Genomic DNA, 17,101 nt, shown 5'->3' with positions numbered 1-17,101 from the left:
AGCACTCATCGCCCTGGCCATGCTCGCCCTCGGCGGCCACCCACCCACCCTCCCCGGGCGCGCCTAACCCACCCACGGAAGCAGCAGAAGAGCCCTTTATCTCGGGTTTTTTTGATCGTTTTGCGTTTGACCAGGGTGTTTGTGTGACAGTGTGCGACGCAGACTGTGCCGAGGGTGGCGGTGCGGAGTTGGCCGTGGAGCCGGGCGATCTGCTCGCGGAGTTGCCGGTTGTCGTGTTCGAGCCCCACAGGTTATGCCACCCCGGTCACTGTGTCGGCGGGAAACCCGAGGTCTACGCCGTGCTGTTCGGACGGGCCCAGCCACCGGGTCGTTACGGTCTTCTGCCGGGTGAAGAAGTGGATCCCGTCCATTCCGTGGGCATGGGTGTCGCCGAACAGCGATGCCTTCCAGCCGCCGAACGAGTAGTAGGCCATCGGGACCGGAATGGGCACGTTCACCCCGACCATCCCGACCTCGATCTCGGTCTGGAACCTACGTGCCGCTCCACCGTTCTTGGTGAAGATGGCAACCCCGTTGCCATAGGGATTGTCGTTGACGATTTTCACGGCTTCCTCGTAGGTGCTCACGCGCACGACCGCCAGCACGGGCGCGAAGATTTCGTCCTGGTAGATCGCCATCTCCGGGGTGACGTGGTCGAACAGCGTGGGCCCGACCCAATAGCCGTCCGCGTCGCCTTTGGGCGACACATCGCGTCCATCGACCTCGAGGCTCGCACCTTGCGCGACCCCTGCTCCGATGTAGCTGACGGCGCGATCGCGGCTTTCGGCGGAAATGACCGGGCCCATGTCACTGTCGGACATGCCGTCTCCGATGACGAGCCTGGCCATACGCTCTTTGAGCTTGCCGACGAACTCGTCGGCAACATCACCGACGGTGACCACCACGCTGATAGCCATGCAGCGCTGTCCGGCGGACCCGAAGCCGGCGCCTACCGCCGCGTCTGCCGCGGACTCGATGTCAGCGTCAGGCAGGACGACCATGTGGTTCTTCGCCCCGCCCAGGGCCTGCACACGCTTGCCGGCGGCCGTACCCCGCTCGTAGACGTAGCGCGCGACAGGGGTCGACCCGACGAACGAGACGGCGCGGACCGAAGGGTGATCGAGCAGGCCGTCCACCGCGACCCTGTCACCCTGAAGGACGTTGAAGACACCATCCGGGAGCGCCGCCTCCTTCCAGAGCTCAGCCATCCATAACGACGCACTCGGTGCCTTCTCGCTCGGCTTCAAGATCACGGAGTTTCCGGCGGCGAGCGCCAGCGGGAAGAACCACATCGGGACCATGGCGGGGAAGTTGAAGGGCGCGATGATCGCGACCGGCCCCACGGGCTGCCGAATCGACTGTGCGTCGACCCGCGTGCTCGCGTTGACGGTGAAGCTGCCCTTGAGCAGGTGCGGTGCCCCGCAGGCGAATTCGACGACCTCCTGGCCCCGGGCGACCTCACCCATCGCATCGCTGAGGACCTTGCCATGTTCGCGCGTAATGATCTCCGCGAGCTGTCCCTTGCGCTCGTTGAGCAGTTCGCGGAAGGCGAACAGGACCGAGGTCCGCCTCGCGAGCGACGTGTCTCGCCAAGCCGGGAAGGCCGCCGCAGCTGATGCGACCGCGGCGTCAACGTCGGCGCCATCGGCGAGGCGCAGCTGACCGGTGGAGGTTCCACTCGCCGGGTTCAGGATCGGTATCTCCCTCTTGCCATGACCTTCGTACAGCGCTCCGTCGATCCAGTGCATCGCGGTCAGGCTCATCCATCGATCCTTTCGCGGGTACGGGCGGCGAACCGCTCGACGTTGAACAGCAACTTGCTGCAGGTCTTGAGCAGCCAGCTCACGACCACCCCCTTGAGGAGGGCGCCGACAGCAAGTTCGGTACTGCCAGGTGATGAGGAGGGCACAGCAGCGACGGACTTCGCCGCCGGTGCCTGCGCGTCGATCCCGGTGGATGGTCCCTGTTCAGAGCACAGGACTCGGCTCTCGATTTTCCGGGCTGCCTGGCCGACCAGCTGGTTGCTGACCTGTTGGAGCACTCCGCGGCCCATCGTGGCGACGCGGCCGACGATCGCGAGGTCGGTGCGGATGGTGACGCGCGACTGCCGCTCGACTTCGACCACCGACATCTCCATCGTGGCCGCTACCGTGCCGGCTGCTCCTTGTTCTTCGCCCTCGGCACGGATTGTGGCGACCCGCTTGTCTTTGTCAACGGCTGTGATGTAGCCGCTTCCCCGGTAGCGCACCGTCACGGGACCGACCTTGACCTTGAGGCTTCCCTCGAACGTCGACTCGTCGACGACCTCGTCGATGGTGACGCCGGGGACGCAGGTGACGATGCTCGGCGCATCGAGCAGGAAGTCGAAGACGGTGTCCGGTGGCGCGGCGATGTCGAACTCGTGCATGAGCTCCACGGTCACGATTCCTTCTGTTGAGTGGTCGTTGTCGCGATGAGGTGCCGCATCCGTTCCGGGGTCATCGGCATTCGGGTCACGGACACCCCGAGGGGTTCGAGTGCGTCTTCGATCGCTTCGGCGATAGCAGCTGCGACCGGGATGATTCCCGCCTCTCCCGTGCCCTTGATACCCAGCGGGTTCCACGGTGACGGAGTCTGCATCTCGTCCAGGACGAGGGGCGGCAGGTCGTCGATGGTGGGCAGCCGGAAGTTGAGGAAACTGGTCGTGGTGGGTTGGCCGGCGGCGTCGAAGGTGAGGAGCTCCAGGAGCGCGCCACCGATGCCTTGGACGAGCCCGCCCAGGATCTGGCCGTCGACGACGAGCTGGTTGAGCACCCGGCCACAGTCGTGGACGATGACGTAGTTGAGCAGGGTCGTCTTGCCAGTGGCGATGTCGACTTCCACCTCGGCGACGTGGGCGCCGAAGCCGAACACCCACTGTCGGTTGCAGAAGTACTCGGTGGCTGCCAGGGCGATCGGCGGCGCGCTGCCACCGGTCCACGGCGTTGATGCCTCAGGTACGGCCGGGTACCGGATCGGGTTGACTCCGGTGGCGAGGTCTGCCAGAGAGAGGCGCGCGCCGGTCCCCGTGACCTGGACGAATCCGTTGTCGATGGACAGGTCTTCGGCGGAGCACTCAAAGAACTCTGCTGCGGTGGCGAGGATCTGCCGGCGCAGGTTCGTGGCCGCCGCGGCCACGGCGTTGCCGGCCATCACGGCGGCGCGACTGCCGAAAGTTCCGTGGCCCACTGCGCCAGCGCCGCCTGATGTTGCCCGAACGACAACGTTGGCGGGATCGCAGCGGAGGACGTCCGCGGCCAACTGGGCGAACGTGGTCGCGTGTCCCTGTCCCTGGGAGGGTACGGACACGTCGACGACGATCCGGCCGTTCGGGTTGAGCGCGGCGGTGCAGCCTTCGTACGGGCCGACGCCGGTACCCTCGACATAGGTTGCCGACCCGATTCCGGTGAATCGTCCCTCGCTTCCGTGCTGCTTCTGCCGGGCGCGGAAAGCGGTCAGGTCGGCGTGCCTCATAGCGAGTTGGAAGCCTTCGGCGTACCGGCCGCTGTCGTAGATCGCGCGACTCCCGTCGTGCAGGTCGAGGCCGGTGTCGTAGGGGAACGCGTCATCCGGGATGAAATTGCGGCAACGGACTTCGCTGGGCTCGAGGCCCAGTGACTTGGCCATGGCGCTGAGAAGCCGCTCCATCACGAACACACCCTGTGGGCGGCCGGCCCCGCGGTACGGGCTGACGGGCGGCTTGTTGGTGTAGACGACCTGACCGGTGAACTCATAGTTCGGAACGTGGTACTGGCCGGGCAGGTGCGTTCCGGTCACGGCTGGCACCGCGATCCCGTAGGGGATGTAGGCGCCGGTGTCATGGACGAATGCGGTTCGGACCGCCAGTAGCTTGCCGTCGTGGTCATAGCCCACCGTGGCCCGGTGAACCTGGCCGCGTTCCTGATTGGCGCTGATGAAGTGCTCGTACCGGTCCTCGGTCCAGGCCACGGTTTCCTCGAGGCGCATGGCCGCGAGCGGAACGAGCACCTCCTCGGGGTAGAACAGCATGATCTTGGTGCCGAAGCCACCGCCGACGTCCGGTGCGACAACCTCCAGTTGGTCGAGCGGGAGGTCGAGGATCCGGCTAAGCCCTTGCCGGATGGCCACGTGTGACTGGGTCGAGTCGGACACGTGCAGGCGGCGGGTACGCCGGTCCCACTTGGCGTGCACCCCCCGGCCTTCCATGGGCATGCCGCCGCTGCGCTCGATCTCCAGGTCAAGGGTGAGCTTGTGCGGCGCGGAGGCCAGCGCGATGTCAACGTCGCCTCGAGACTGGTGGACCACAGCCGCAACGTTGTCAGCAATGTCGTCGTGAACCATCCCACGGTCGGCGTCAGTGAACTCGACCACGGCGGGGAGTGGCTCGTAGTGGATCTCGACGAGTTCGGCCGCATCCTCGGCCCGATACCGGCTGTCGGCGATGACCATGACGATTGCCTCGCCGACGTACCGCACTCGGTCCACAGCCAGGGGCAGCTGCGTCCGCGGCGCGATGAGGTCCGGGTGTGGGCCGAGCAATGGCAACGGGCCGTTGAGCTCACCGAGATCGTGCCCGGTCCACACGGCGTGGACGCCCCTCAGCCGCCTGGCTTGCTCGACGTCGATCGAGGTGATTCGGGCGTTGGCGTGCACCGATCGGACGAAGTAGGCGTGCAGGGTCCCGGGCATGGCCAGGTCGTCGACGTAGGTTCCCAGACCGCGCAGCAGGCGTTCATCCTCGACCCGCTGCATCGGCTTGCCGGTCCCCTTACCTCCGGTTGTTCCCGTCATGGCGTGTTCTCCGCATCGGACTCGGCGAAGATCTCTTCGACGACGCGCTTGATACCCCGGTATCCGGTACACCGGCAGATGTGTCCCCGCACGCTGTCCAGTGCGTCCGCCCGGCATGGGGCAGGACGGTTCTGTTCGGCGGCCAGCGACATGAGGATCCCCGGCGTGCAGAACCCGCACTGGAGAGCGTGGTGCTTCCGGAACGCCACCTGGATGTCGTTCAGGTCCTGCCCGGGAGGTACCAAGTCCTCGACGGTTCGCACTGACCGGCCTGACATCTGCACCGCGAGAGTGAGACACGAACGGACTGCCTCACCGTCGACGAGGACAGTGCACGCTCCGCAAACGCCGTGCTCGCAGCCGACATGAGTACCAGTGAGCCCAAGCTCGTGCCGAAGGTAGTCCGAGAGGAGGGTTCGCGGTTCCACGTTCGACTCGCGTGTGAGTCCGTTGACCTCGACGGTGATTCTCATTCCGGCTGCCCACCCTTTCCCACTCACGCGCTGGTCGGCATCGGCATGCGCGCAGCGTACGAGGTCACGGGTGCGATCGCCTCGGGGTCGATCCGTGCATCGATCAGCGTCGGAGCGCGGCTCGCGTCCGCCTCCCTCAGCGCGTGCGCAAGCTCGGCGGGCGTCCGCACGGTGACGCCGCGGGCACCGAGGGCGGATGCCGCATCGGAGTAGCTCACGTCACCGAAGTCGTTGATCTCGGGGATGATGTTGCCCTCGACATACTTCTGCAGGTGGTACTCGAAGGCCAGGGTGCCGTTGTTCATGACCACGATCGTGGCCGGGATGCCCACGCGAGCGGCCGTCTCTAGCTCGGTGAGGTTGTAGCCGGCACCTCCGTCTCCGGTGATGCACACGACCCGCCGATCCGGTGCGGCGAGCTGCGCGCCGAGGGCGCCCGGGATGGCCCAGCCGAGCGAGCCGGCGGCACGGAGGAAGGTCGCGCCCGTCGTCCGCTGCGGGTAGAGCACGCCTGCCCATGCGGCCATGTAGCCGGTGTCCGCGACGATGACGTCCGTGCCGTCCAGCGCGGCCGCGATCGTCGAGACGACCTCGCTGGGGTGCATGTGCTCGGTGCTGGTGTTGGTGGTGTTCAGGGAGCACGCTCGCCACGTGGCGACGGCGTCGACACACTCGGCCACCCATGTGTGGTCGCGAAGGGCCGTGGCGCGTTCTGCGTGGGCGGCCAGCGCCTCGACCAGGGCGGCGACCGTGGCCTTCACATCGCCGAGCACGTTGAGCTCGGCTGCCGGGTCGAGGGAGCCGGTGGCGGTATCGACGCGGATCAGACGGACGTCCTCGAACAGGGTGAAGGAATCGCTGGTCACCGATCCGGTGCGGCTGCCCAGAACCAGCACCTGGTCTGCCTCCCGAACGATCCGGTTGGAGATCGGTGCCGCATACCGGCCGACGACGCCGGCGCTGAGCCGGTGACCGTCGGCGATGGCGCCTTTACCGCCGATCGAGGTCACAACCGGGGCCTGGAGGAGATCGGCCAGCTCGGCGATCTCGTGGCTGACTCCAGAGACGCGCGCGCCGGACCCGGCAAGGACCACCAGGCGGCGAGAGGAGGCCAGCGCGTCAACCATTGAGTTGATCACGTCCGCGGACGGAAGCGGCCGATACATCGGGGCGGTCAGCCGGGTCGTCGGCGCCGCGGTGGCGGCCTCCGGCTCAGTCGTCTCACCAATCACGTCCCGGGGCACGTCGAGGTGCGTCGGGCCGGGCGCGCAGACCGCCTCGTGCATCGCGCGCAGGAGCATGCGCCGGACGTGGTCGCCCTGGCGGGCCTCGCCTGCCCAGTGAGTCACGGGCTGGTGGAGCGCGAGCTGGTCGAGCAGCTGGTACTCGTGACGGTCGCGGGTGGCGGCTGGCACGGAGCTCGTGAGGGAGACGACGGGACTCATGGCCCAGTACGCGTCGGCCAAAGCGGCGGCGACGTTCGCGGATCCGGGGCCGTGCTGGCCGTAGACGAAGGTCGGCCGGCCGGTAATGCGCGCGTAGCCGTCGGCCATGTACACGGCGCCCTGCTCGCTACGGCAGGGGATCATCCGGATCCCGCGTTGCTGGAACGCGGTCCACAAAGCGGGATCACCACCGGTGAGCATGAAAAAGGTGTCAATCCCCTGGTCCGCGAGGATTTGACCGATGATGTCGGCGACTCGGGTGTTGGTCATGTTCTCTGTGCCTCCTCATTCAGCTCGTCGGGCGGTACGTGTAGAGGTCCGGTCGTTGTGCGCCGCGCATGCCCATGGCGCGGGCCGTGGTTGCGACCGCGGTCCCCGCGAAGGTCCCGGTCGCCGTGCTTGCCGATCCGGCGCCCGCGATCTGGACGATGCGTCCGTCAGGCCCGATGACCATGGACTGGCCGAGGTAGCTGACGTCGCTCTTGCCGAGGGCTTCACGTCCGTGCCGGTTGGCGACTGCCACGAGGACACTCTGCTGGAGCGCCATGGCTTGCATCTCGGCTGCGAATATCGGTTTCGTTCCCTCGGGCGACGCGGTGGGGACGGCGACGATGTCGGCCGAGTTCGCCGTGAGCGTCGCCCACGCGCCGGGGAAGTGCCGGTCGTAGCAGATGAGCACGCCGATGCGGGCGAAGTCGAGATCCCAGGTCAGCAGCTCGGGCCCGGCGTGGAAATGGTCGTCCTCGACAAACGTCGACCCGTAGCCACGCACGTTGCACAGGTGTGTCTTGTCGTAGACGGCGCGGAAGTTGCCGGTGGTGACGCCTTTGCCTTCGACCAGTCCGCCTTGCCGGTCGAGCACGACCGCCGCGTTGCGGACGCGCCGACCATCGGTGAAGCACACCCCAACGACCATGTTGCTTGCCAAGCGCCTGGCCAGGACCTGGTAAGGGTCGAGGACCTGCTCCAGCGGGAACGCCTGCCGCCCTGGCACGTATCGTGGGTCGACGCCCGCCAGGGGAAAGTACGGCGTGTTCGCCATCTCGGGGAAGACGAGCAGGTCGTGCCGCCTGAGGGTGCGCCCGAGGTCGAGGACGGCCGGCGGTTCGATGCCACCCGCGGAGGTCTGGACGACGCCCACGGTGGTGTCGTCGGCGAGCGTCTCAGACATCGTAGTTGTTGGTGTCCCGGCGGATGTACTTGCCGCGTCCCGGGCTGTGCAGGGCGTTGCCGCGCTCAGCGACCAGGTCGCCGCGGGAGAAGACCAGTCGCGGCCAGCCGTGGCACTCATACCCCTCGTACGGATCGTAGTCGGCATTGGAGTGCATCTCACCGACGGTGAGCCGGCGGACGTCCGCGGGGTCGATCACCGCAATGTCGGCGTCTGCACCCGGCGCGATAACCCCCTTAGCGGGATGCATGCCGAAGAGCTTGGCCGGGTTGGTGGAGGTGAGCGCCACGAATTGGCAGGCGTCGAGTTTGCCCTTTTGCACTCCCTCGGAGAACAGCATCGGTACGCTGGTCTGAAGGTTCGAGACGCCGGCGGGGATCCGCCAGAACGGCGCTTCGGCAAGTTTTTGCTCGGCCTTCCAAGGAGCGTGGTCGGTCGCATAGGTCTGGATCTCGCCGGCCTGGAGACCCTCCCACAGCGCCTCGGAATCGGTGTTGGATCGGATCGGCGGGAGGCAGACGTACTTGTTGCCCTCCTTGTTCGGCAGCTCGTAGACGCTCTGCTCTAGGAACAGGTACACCGGACGCGTCTCGACGAAGATCTGGTCGAACTTCTTGCGGGCATCGCGGACGGCTTCGAGTGCTCCTGCGGTGCTCAGGTGCACGAAGTACACGGGCGCTTCGAGGAGCGCCGCGTACTCTGCAATCTTGCGAGTGGCGATCGCCTCCGCCTGAGGCGGCCTCGCCTGGGGCAGGAACTCGACTCCGAGGTCACCGCGCTGTTCGAACGTGCGGGTGAGGAAGTCGATGAGTGCGCCATCCTCGGCGTGGACGTTGACGATCATGCCGGCGTCGCGGGCCGCCCGGAGTACCTCGAGGATGCCGGCGTCGGGCAGCTGAAACCCGGAGACTGCACCGAACACCTTGACACTGGTCACACCGGCCTTGACGACCTGGGGGAACTCGGTGACGGCCTTCTCGGCGTTGTCCGTGACGACGACGTGGAGGCCGTAGTCGATGTTCGCGGTCGTCTTCGCCAGCTCGAGGTCGCGCTCGATGGCGGTCATCAGCGTTTCGCCTTCCTCCTGGAAGGCGTAGTTGACGATGGTGGTGATGCCGCCCGCGGCTGCGGCACGGGTGCCGGAGTCGTAGTCGTCGGCGTTGTGCGAGCCGACATAGCCCACCCAGTGGTGGAAGTGGGTGTGGACGTCGATGGCGCCCGGCACGACGAGGCAACCGGTGGCGTCGACTTCGTCGGCACCAGAGCCGTCGACGATGCCGACCTGGACGACCTTGCCCTCGCGGACGGCGACATCGCCGACGGCCATCTCGTCGGCGTTGACGACAGTGCCGCCGCGAATGACGAGGTCGTGCTGCTGGTGCGTGGTCATGCTGGCTTGCCTCCGATGGTCAGTTTGGACAGTCGCTCGAGCAGGGCGGCGATGAGGATGAGTGAGCCGATGGCGACCTGTTGCCAGAACGCGGTGATGTCCATGAGGACCAGGCCGTTCTGGATGGTCGCGATGAGGAGCGCTCCGACGACGGAGCCACCGATGCTGCCTATTCCTCCGTTGAGGGAGGTGCCGCCGATGACGACTGCCGCAATGGCTGCCATCAGGTCCTGGGTACCGACGGTGCCCGAGCCAGAGTCGAGTCGCGCAGCGATGATGAGGCCAGCCAGGCCGGCGAGCGCGCCACTGAGGACCAGCACTCGGACCTTGACTCTGGAGATACTGACGCCGGAAAGGCGTGCTGCCTCGCGGTTGCCGCCGACGGCGTAGACGTCGAGGCCGAAGCTGGTCTTGCGGAGCGTGACCGCCAGGCCGAGCGCCACGACGCCGGCGATGACAACCGGGACCGGAATGCTGAGGACCTTTCCAGTGCCGAGGTAGCCGAACTGGCTACCGAGGCCGAACACCGAGGTGCCGTTGGTCAACAGGTTGGCCGCACCACTGGCAACGCTCAGCATGGCGAGTGATGCGACGAATGAGGGAACCGAGAACCTCGTGGCGACGATGCCGTTCACGAGTCCGGCGGCAGCGCCGACGGCGATGCCGCCGATGATGGCCAGCGGCCACGGAATGCCGTAGGCCACGATCATGACCGCAGCCGCCGAACCCGTCAGCGCTTCGACCGAGCCGACCGAGAGGTCGATCTCGCCTGCGATCAGAGCAACGGTCAGACCACAGGCCAGGATCGTCAGCGTCGACGCCGCGAGCAGGACGTTGAGGACGTTCCCGACGGTGGCGAAGTCTGGCGCGATGGCCGACAAGACGCAGCAGACCGCGATCAACGCCATGGAGGTTCCGGCAATCGGCGACGCGACGACGCGTAACCAGACGGGGCGGCGCTTCTGAGCGGGTGTCGAGGTCGATTCGACTGACTGCGTCGGTGGCAGTTGGGTAGCGCTCACCAGCTCCTCCTTACTGGGGTGTGCACAGCCGGGTGGGGCCTGCATAGGACCACGGCGAGGTCCCCTTCGTCAAGAAATTGGCCTTACCGATTCTTGGCTCTATGATCAAATAGCGGCCTGATTCGCTGAAAAAGGACTCAAAATCGTGACACTGGTCAGTCCAACGAGTACCGTCATGGGGCATGAAGCCGTCGCCGTTCCTGTATCGCGCACCGACCAACCTCAAGCTGGCGCTCGATGATCTTGCGGAGTGCTCAGAAGAAGGCGGCAAGGTGCTCGCGGGGGGTCAGAGCCTCATCCCGATGTTGAATTACCGCCTCGTTCGTCCGCCGGTGTTGGTGGACATCGGCAACGTCGCAGAGCTTTCCGAGCGGACTGTCAACGACCAGAGCTTCAGCCTGGGGGCAACGACCACAACTGGCTGGATCGCACGCTCACCCGCGGTGCGCGACTCCTGGCCGTTGCTGTCCGCAGCAGCGAGCTGGGTGGGCCACGTCCAAATCCGTTCGCGGGGCACGATTGGCGGCAGCGTGGCGCACGCAGACCCGTCCGCGGAAATAGCGGCGGCGATGGTCCTGGCGGACGCCCGGATCACGCTGAGGTCCGTTCGCGGTGGCCGTGTCGAGAATGCCGGCGACTTCTTCATCGGCTATCTAAGTACGGCCATCGAGGAGGACGAGATCCTCACCCGGCTGGATTTCGAGGTTCCTAACGCCGGCGGCCGATGGGGCTTTGAGGAGTTCGCGCCCCGACACGGCGACTTCGCAGAGGCAGGGGCGGCGTTGACTCTGCCGGCTGAGGGTGCTCAGGAGCGCGGGCGCGCAGTTGCGTTCGGCGTGGCGGATCGGCCGTTCCGGCTGCCCAGCCTCGAGACGCTCCTCACCGCGTCCACCGAACGGGTGGCGCGCGGGGTGTTCGATGAGGCGGTTGGCAACGACTTCGACGCGATCGGCACCATCACCTCCGAGAAGAGGGCAATGGGCGGCCACATGGTGGCGCGTGCGTTAGGCGCTGCCGGGGTCGTCGTCGACTGATGCCGGTCGACAGCGAGGAATACGCCCCGCGCCGACGGCAGGCGGCGACCACATCAGCGGTGTAGAACTTCGAATCCACCCACACGATCCGCATCCCGGCGCATCCGGCTTGGCCGGCGGCGGCCAAGGACTCGGCGACGAACCGGGCTTCGCCACGCACATCTGCCGCTTTGCCCTCGCGCAGCCGCACCGCGGCGATGACCAGCTCACCAAGCCGGGGCCGTTCCACCAGCCGCACCACCGGCACCAGCCCGGCATCCGCGACCAGATTCGGATCATCAAACACCGCGCCCAGCCGCGCCGGACTATGAGAAGATGCCCTCTCACTAGGACGGATGGATCAGTAAGATCAATCGTTCCAGCTCAAGAGGGCATCTCGCCGTCTCACCACCGAACCGTTACCCAAAACCACCGGTGGATCGAGCCCAAATGCGGCCGGATCAACCTGATGGGACTCTTCAGTGCGCTTCGCCGGCCGAGGCCGGGCGCTCGGTGCCGGAACTACGGACCTGATCTTCGACCCGGGCGAGGTGGAGAAGCATCGCCGCCTTGGCGCGTTCCGGATCGCCCTCGCGGATTGCCTTCCCAATAGCGCGGTGCTCGATCTGCGACTGCTCGCGATTGACCGTGTTCGCCGCGGTCACCTCGAGGACCGTGAACTCTAGGTCTCGAATGCCTCTGATGATGCTGAGGAGCAGTGGGTTCCCGGTCTGCCGGACGATCCATTCATGGAAGGCCAGGTCGTTCTCCGGGAACGTGTCCTCATCGGGCTCGTCGAGGGCCTTGAGCAGCTCGTCCATCTCGACCAGGTTGTCTTCCTTGACCGTGCTGGCTGCCTCCGCGGCCGCCGCTGGCTCGAGGAACCGCCTGACCTGGAAGAGGTCGAGGTACGACCCGTGGACCAGCCGGAACGCGTAGGTCAGCGGAGCGAGCAGGAGCTCCGGGGTCAGATCCGTGACGTAGGTTCCAGCGCCGCGACGGGACTCGACGATGTTCACGGCTGCGAGGCTCCGCAGGGCTTCACGCACCAGCGGGCGGGAGACCCCGAGACGGATCGCGAGCTCCCGTTCGGCGGGGAGGGCGGCTCCGGGAAGCAGTTCGCCCGCCACGATCATCGACACGACATGATCACGAACATCGTGTAGTGGGCCTGCCATAGGCCGGAGCATACCGAGGCGTGGACGCGGTAATGCGGCGGGCGGCCGGCGACCGCTCGTGGCAACAAGCCGTGGAGTTGCCGGGTAGCCACCCCCGTCCAGATCACCGCCATCACTCATCTGGCACCCGCCAGGGGCCGTGTCGCGTGACCCATGATTTCCCGCTCGGTCGTCGGGCCAGGGATCTCCTTTGCTATCGCGCCGGCACGGAACACGCATACCCGGTCGCTCAACCCGCAGACCTCCTGCATGTCCGAGCTCACCAAGAGCACCGCAACGCCCTGAGAGGCGATCTCGCGCAGAAGTTGGTAGATCTGTGCCCGGCTCCCTACGTCGACGCCCGCGGTGGGCTCGATAAGCACCAGCACGCGGGGGGACAACGAGACTGCTTTGGCGAGGACGATCTTCTGCTGGTTCCCCCCGCTCAGGGAACCAGCAGAGAGTTCCGGGCGTCGCGGGTCGACGGTGAACCGATCGATCGCCCGCACCGCGTTGACCTTCGTCCGGCGGCGCGACATCCACCGCAGCCGGCGTCCGGTGCGGGAGGCAATCTGTGCCCGGCTCGAGTAGGTCAACGCCAGGTTCTCGGCGATGCTCAGGCCGGCGATCAGCGCTTCTGAGCGGTCAGCCGGAACTAGTGCAATGCCGTGCCGCATCCCATCGAGTGCGGTGCGAGGCAAGGCGGTGGATCCATCTACGGATACCGCGCCCGCTTCTGCCCGACGGCTTCCGCACAGGGCTTCCGCTACAGGAACCATTCCGGCGTCCACTAGACCGGTGAGGCCGACAACCTCACCGCCGTTGACGATGAAGCTGACGGGCGGCTGACCCGTGACTCTCAGACCCTCGACCTGTAGAACGGGCACCTCGGTCGGGTCGGCCACACGGGGCGGGTACAACTGCTGGACGGGCCGATCCAGCATTGCCTCGATCATGGCGTCGACGGTCAACTCGTCCTTTGCCATCTCGCGAACGATCCGGCCGTCCCGAAGGATGGTCGCACGGTCGCAGAGCGCGGTGATCTCGTCGAGACGGTGGCTGATATAGACCAGCCCGACGCCGTCGCCGCGGAGCCGATCGAGCTTCTCGAACAGGTTGTCCCGATCAGCAGGAGTCAGTGCTGCAGTCGGCTCATCCAGTACGAGAACCTTGGCCTCGGCAGTCAGCGCCCGCGCGATCTGGACTAGCTGTGCCTGCGGCAAGGAGAGCTGCGAGATCTTCGTGAACGGATCGACACGAAGTCCCACCGATGCCACAGCCTGCTCGACAACCTGAGCGGCCTCGCGCCTGCTGAGGAAGCCGAAGTGCCTGGCGCGTTCGCCGGCTTCGGTTCGTCCCAGCAGGAAGTTGTCGACGATGCTCAGACCTCGGACCAGGGCCAGGTGCTGATGGATGGCGTGGATGCCCAGGCGCTCGGCATGGAGCGGCGACTGGAACGAAACCGGCGCGCCGTCGATCAGAACTTTTCCGTGGTCCGGGGAGTGAACCCCCGTCAGGATCTTCACGAGCGTCGACTTGCCGGCGCCATTCTCACCCAGCAGCGCGTGGACCTCTCCGGAGGCGACCGTGAGGTCGGCATCCCGCAGCGCGTAGACACCGCCGTAGCTCTTGGCGACCTGTTGGGCGGCCAGCACTGTCCGGCTCACTGACGTCGGTTCGGTAGCGTGGATCATCACGAAACTCCCGTCGCGTAGTCAGCAGCGGCCGGCCACAGCGTCATTCACGCGCTTGGCAAGGGCATCGTCGACATTGAACGGTTTTCCGTTGACGTCGACCGACTTGGCGCCGCCGGAGATCTCTTTGACCTGGTTGGTGGTGAGCAGGGTGATCGGTGGCTCGACCTTCTCCGGGACGCCCTGCCCGTCGAGGCGGGCGACAACCGAGTTGATGAACTCCGAACCGACGTGGTCCAGAAAGAGGATCCCGCTGGCGACGAACGTGCCTTGGTAGGTGGCCCGGAGGCCGATGCAGGTCCCGTTGTAGCCGATGACGGGTACCTTTCCCTTCAGATTGCGGGTTTCGAGCGCCGAGATCGCACCGAAGGCCATCTCGTCGTTGTCGGCGAACACCGCGTCTATGTCGGGGTGGGCGGTCAGGATGTCCGTCATCACGCGCAGAGCTTTGTCGCGTGCCCAGTCTGCCGGCTGGCGGGCGACGACAGTCGCCCCTGGGTTGGCTGCAGCCAGCCCCTGCTCGAACCCATTCGCGCGCTCGATGCCGGGCGTGTCAGCAGGGGCACCCTCGAGAACGGCGACTTTCGCCGCACCGTTTAGGTGGTGGCCGATCCACGTGCCCGCAACCTTGCCCCCTTCCGTCTCGTCTCCGATGATGGAGGTCACGACCAAGCCACGGTTTTGCGCGTCCTCGATCTCCGACTGCAGGATGAAAACCGGGATATTTGCGGCCTTCGCCTGCGTCAGGATCGGCATGATCTGCTGTTTGTCCCACGGTTCGATGCCAAGTGCCTTAACGCCTCGGCCGATCATCGCCTGCAGCTTGGTGACCATGTCCTGCATGTCTCGGCTGTCTTGAGAGAGCAGCTCGATGTTTCCTTTTGCGGCTGCCGCGGCCTCGGCCGCCTCCGACATGTCCTTGATGGCCGGGTTGTCCCAAGCCTGGGTCACCAGCCCAACCTTGATCTTGTGGCCGCTGTCCGTCCCCGGCCCCGCACATCCGGCCAGAAGCAGGACAGCCACTGCCCCCCACGCGATGAGCACCTTGCGCACCACTTTCACCTCCGGTTCCGAAGACCGCACAGCGGTCTCGCCTCCTCGCTTGGGGACGAAGTATGGACGACCGAGGCCAGAGGGGTCAACAGACTTGTCATACCAATTATTGTCGAAATGGCTCATCGCCCCACTGATCTGGCCATTAGTGGCTAATTTTGCGTAGATCGTCCGTCGACTCATCAAAACTGGTAATACCGATTGTGGGGCAGCGCGGTCGATGCGCAGAGCTACGACACAGCGTTCAAGCTCGACTCGATGGAGCCTGGAGCGGTCGGCACCCGGACGCGGCCGAAGATGCAGTCATCGCGCCTGTAACGACGCGTCAATCTGTTCAGATGCTGGAGATCGCGGACAAACTGGCCTCGGTGGCGTCGGCCCTGATCGGGCTCATCGGGCTGGCCATGACCGGTTTCGGTTTGTGGCTGCACCGCCGCGGGATGCCCGAACCTGTGGCGCTTGTTTAAGCATCGCAGCGGGTGACGACGCCAACTCGGCAATCACTGGGATCATGTCGGCGTGATCGTGTCGCTGATATACAAGGTGACCCGGAAGCTGTCCGTCCCAGCTCTGCTCATACTGCGGCACGAGAACCCGGTGCTGCGCCGACAGATCCAAGGACCCGTCCGGTACGAGTCTGCAGACCGGCACTGGCTTGCGCCGCTGTCCACACACGCATACCACCGCGCCGCTGGCTCAGGTCTTCCCCGTCACCCCAGCAACCCTGCTCGCCTGGCACCGCAAGCTCATCGCCACCAAGCGGGATTACAGCGCCCAACGCAGCCGAGCCGGCGCCCGCCCACCAAAGCCGCACTCAGAAAGCTCGTCGCCCGCCTGGCACGGGAGAACCCACTGGGCACCACAGGAGAGTCCAAGGCGAACTGGCGCGGCCCGGACACCCGATCGCCGCTTCAACGGTGTGGAAGATCCTGCGCGCGGCTGGGGTCGACCCAGCCGCGCGCCGGTCCGGGCCGTGCCGTTGCCGATAACCTCATCCACCCTGGTGAGAGCCGGTTGGCGGAATGTCGACGACGGTTGCTGGAGTCGGCGCTCTCGCGCAACTGGCGATCACCGCGGCATGCTGATCGACTGTGCTGCTGCGACTGGCCTACCTGGGCATGACGAACGCGTTCGCCGTGCTGCGCCTGCTGCCGATGACTGGCTGGCCGGGACAAGGTCGGCTGGGTGGCATCCTTCACGAGTACCAGCGCGCGGCATGACCTGCGCGGATGCGGTTTTCGGCAAAAGCAACGCCGGTGCCGGTCGCGTCGGTGCTGGCGACGTTGGTGACCAGATGCGGGCCGGCCGGTCACGGCGTCGTCGCAGGTTTCGGGTGACGTGGATCTTGCAGCGCCTTCCCAGCCGCAACCGCGCTTGGTCGCAAACCGGGCATCGGGGGCATAGGGGGGAGCAGATCCGCTCTCTGCTGGGCGGGCGGTCTTTCTCCTCCCCCACGCCACCTCCTCCCCACTGTTGTTGATGGTGCGGTGGTACTGCTTGATCCACGCCATGCGCAGGATGACGGCCGCGGGGATCTCCCGCCGCCACACCGGCGCCTGGTCGCCGTGAACAGCCTGAAGCAGGGCGAATCCGTCGGCACCGACCTGCACTGCCATCGCGGCGCGTTTGTCCCCGACGCAGCGTGGACGACCCAGCAAGCTCGCAATCTTCTGATGGGTCTCGACGACCAGGCAGCGGATTTCAGATGCGGAATGACGCACGCGCTCCTCGGCTTTTGATGGACCAAGGATTCGAGTACTGGGATAGTGTCGAGATGGAGTATATCGACTTGATATAATGGTAACTATTCACGTGGTTGGGAGAGGCGTTGGTCCCCAAGGGTTTCCTGTGACGGCGGCAGCGATGGCTTCGAAGGCGTTGATGCCGTGCTTGCG

The 17,101-nt window shown here is 66.0% G+C and carries 16 protein-coding genes and 1 pseudogene; 5 read left to right on the top strand and 12 right to left on the bottom strand.

Annotated features, from left to right (window positions below; all coding sequences use genetic code 11):
* Positions 1–251: 251 nt before the first annotated feature.
* From ACWDKQ_RS30920 to ACWDKQ_RS30880, 9 genes and pseudogenes are all read right to left on the bottom strand, one after another.
* Positions 252–1,763 (bottom strand): CoA-acylating methylmalonate-semialdehyde dehydrogenase, encoded by a 1,512-nt coding sequence (locus tag ACWDKQ_RS30920; RefSeq protein ID WP_450142299.1) that lies wholly within the window; start codon positions 1,761–1,763, stop codon positions 252–254.
* On the bottom strand, positions 1,760–2,422 hold the full coding sequence (locus tag ACWDKQ_RS30915) for an SRPBCC family protein (protein ID WP_450142298.1): 663 nt from the start codon (positions 2,420–2,422) through the stop codon (positions 1,760–1,762). Before ACWDKQ_RS30915 ends, ACWDKQ_RS30920 begins: the two co-directional genes overlap by 4 nt.
* Positions 2,419–4,788 carry a molybdopterin cofactor-binding domain-containing protein gene (locus ACWDKQ_RS30910; protein WP_450142297.1) on the bottom strand — a complete coding sequence of 790 codons (2,370 nt, stop codon included), beginning with the start codon at positions 4,786–4,788 and terminating at the stop codon, positions 2,419–2,421. The genes ACWDKQ_RS30915 and ACWDKQ_RS30910 overlap by 4 nt, the downstream gene beginning before the upstream one ends.
* Positions 4,785–5,051, bottom strand: a complete 267-nt coding sequence (locus tag ACWDKQ_RS30905) for a 2Fe-2S iron-sulfur cluster-binding protein (protein WP_223840303.1) — start codon at positions 5,049–5,051, stop codon at positions 4,785–4,787. The genes ACWDKQ_RS30910 and ACWDKQ_RS30905 overlap by 4 nt, the downstream gene beginning before the upstream one ends.
* 45 nt (positions 5,052–5,096) lie before the next feature.
* A pseudogene (locus tag ACWDKQ_RS30900) lies at positions 5,097–5,261 on the bottom strand ((2Fe-2S)-binding protein); the annotation flags it as partial.
* Between the two features lie 23 nt (positions 5,262–5,284).
* The gene (locus ACWDKQ_RS30895; protein WP_450142296.1) at positions 5,285–6,976 is read right to left on the bottom strand and encodes a thiamine pyrophosphate-binding protein; all 1,692 of its coding nucleotides are present in this window, start codon (positions 6,974–6,976) and stop codon (positions 5,285–5,287) included.
* 19 nt (positions 6,977–6,995) lie between these two features.
* The gene (locus ACWDKQ_RS30890; RefSeq protein WP_450142295.1) at positions 6,996–7,877 is read right to left on the bottom strand and encodes a carbon-nitrogen hydrolase family protein; all 882 of its coding nucleotides are present in this window, start codon (positions 7,875–7,877) and stop codon (positions 6,996–6,998) included.
* The gene (gene hydA, locus ACWDKQ_RS30885) at positions 7,870–9,267 is read right to left on the bottom strand and encodes a dihydropyrimidinase (protein WP_450142294.1); all 1,398 of its coding nucleotides are present in this window, start codon (positions 9,265–9,267) and stop codon (positions 7,870–7,872) included. Before hydA ends, ACWDKQ_RS30890 begins: the two co-directional genes overlap by 8 nt.
* Positions 9,264–10,058, bottom strand: coding sequence for an ABC transporter permease (locus tag ACWDKQ_RS30880; protein ID WP_450142300.1), 795 nt, complete (start codon positions 10,056–10,058; stop codon positions 9,264–9,266). Before ACWDKQ_RS30880 ends, hydA begins: the two co-directional genes overlap by 4 nt.
* Here ACWDKQ_RS30880 and ACWDKQ_RS30875 point away from each other — a divergent pair.
* Positions 9,976–10,233 (top strand): hypothetical protein, encoded by a 258-nt coding sequence (locus tag ACWDKQ_RS30875; RefSeq protein ID WP_450142301.1) that lies wholly within the window; start codon positions 9,976–9,978, stop codon positions 10,231–10,233. The two genes, ACWDKQ_RS30880 and ACWDKQ_RS30875, sit on opposite strands and share 83 nt — an antisense overlap.
* Before the next feature lie 238 nt (positions 10,234–10,471).
* Positions 10,472–11,323, top strand: a complete 852-nt coding sequence (locus ACWDKQ_RS30870; protein ID WP_450142293.1) for an FAD binding domain-containing protein — start codon at positions 10,472–10,474, stop codon at positions 11,321–11,323.
* 458 nt (positions 11,324–11,781) lie between these two features.
* On the opposite strand, the gene ACWDKQ_RS30865 is transcribed toward ACWDKQ_RS30870, so the two are convergent.
* From ACWDKQ_RS30865 to ACWDKQ_RS30855, 3 genes are all read right to left on the bottom strand, one after another.
* A complete protein-coding gene (locus ACWDKQ_RS30865) occupies positions 11,782–12,480 on the bottom strand; it encodes a FadR/GntR family transcriptional regulator (protein ID WP_450142292.1) in 699 nt (232 codons plus the stop codon).
* Positions 12,481–12,596: 116 nt separating this feature from the next.
* Complete coding sequence (locus tag ACWDKQ_RS30860) at positions 12,597–14,114, bottom strand: sugar ABC transporter ATP-binding protein (protein WP_450142291.1); 1,518 nt, start codon at positions 14,112–14,114, stop codon at positions 12,597–12,599.
* Between the two features lie 60 nt (positions 14,115–14,174).
* Positions 14,175–15,206: a sugar ABC transporter substrate-binding protein gene (locus ACWDKQ_RS30855; protein ID WP_450142290.1), complete on the bottom strand. Its 1,032-nt coding sequence runs from the start codon at positions 15,204–15,206 to the stop codon at positions 14,175–14,177.
* Positions 15,207–15,544: 338 nt separating this feature from the next.
* Between ACWDKQ_RS30855 and ACWDKQ_RS30850 the strand changes: the two genes are divergently transcribed.
* The 3 genes from ACWDKQ_RS30850 (at position 15,545) to ACWDKQ_RS30840 (ending at position 16,945) form a co-directional block, all read left to right on the top strand.
* Positions 15,545–15,673, top strand: coding sequence for a hypothetical protein (locus ACWDKQ_RS30850; RefSeq protein WP_450142289.1), 129 nt, complete (start codon positions 15,545–15,547; stop codon positions 15,671–15,673).
* A 624-nt stretch (positions 15,674–16,297) separates the two neighbouring features.
* Entirely contained in the window at positions 16,298–16,426 is a 129-nt protein-coding gene (locus ACWDKQ_RS30845) for a hypothetical protein (RefSeq protein WP_450142288.1), read from the top strand.
* 267 nt (positions 16,427–16,693) lie between these two features.
* Positions 16,694–16,945: a hypothetical protein gene (locus ACWDKQ_RS30840; protein ID WP_450142287.1), complete on the top strand. Its 252-nt coding sequence runs from the start codon at positions 16,694–16,696 to the stop codon at positions 16,943–16,945.
* The last annotated feature ends 156 nt before the right edge of the window (positions 16,946–17,101 follow it).

It is taken from the genome of Saccharopolyspora sp. NPDC000995 (assembly GCF_053599315.1).
The sequence above is the reverse complement of the archived record's forward strand: the minus strand, read 5'-3'. Positions and strand labels throughout refer to the sequence as shown.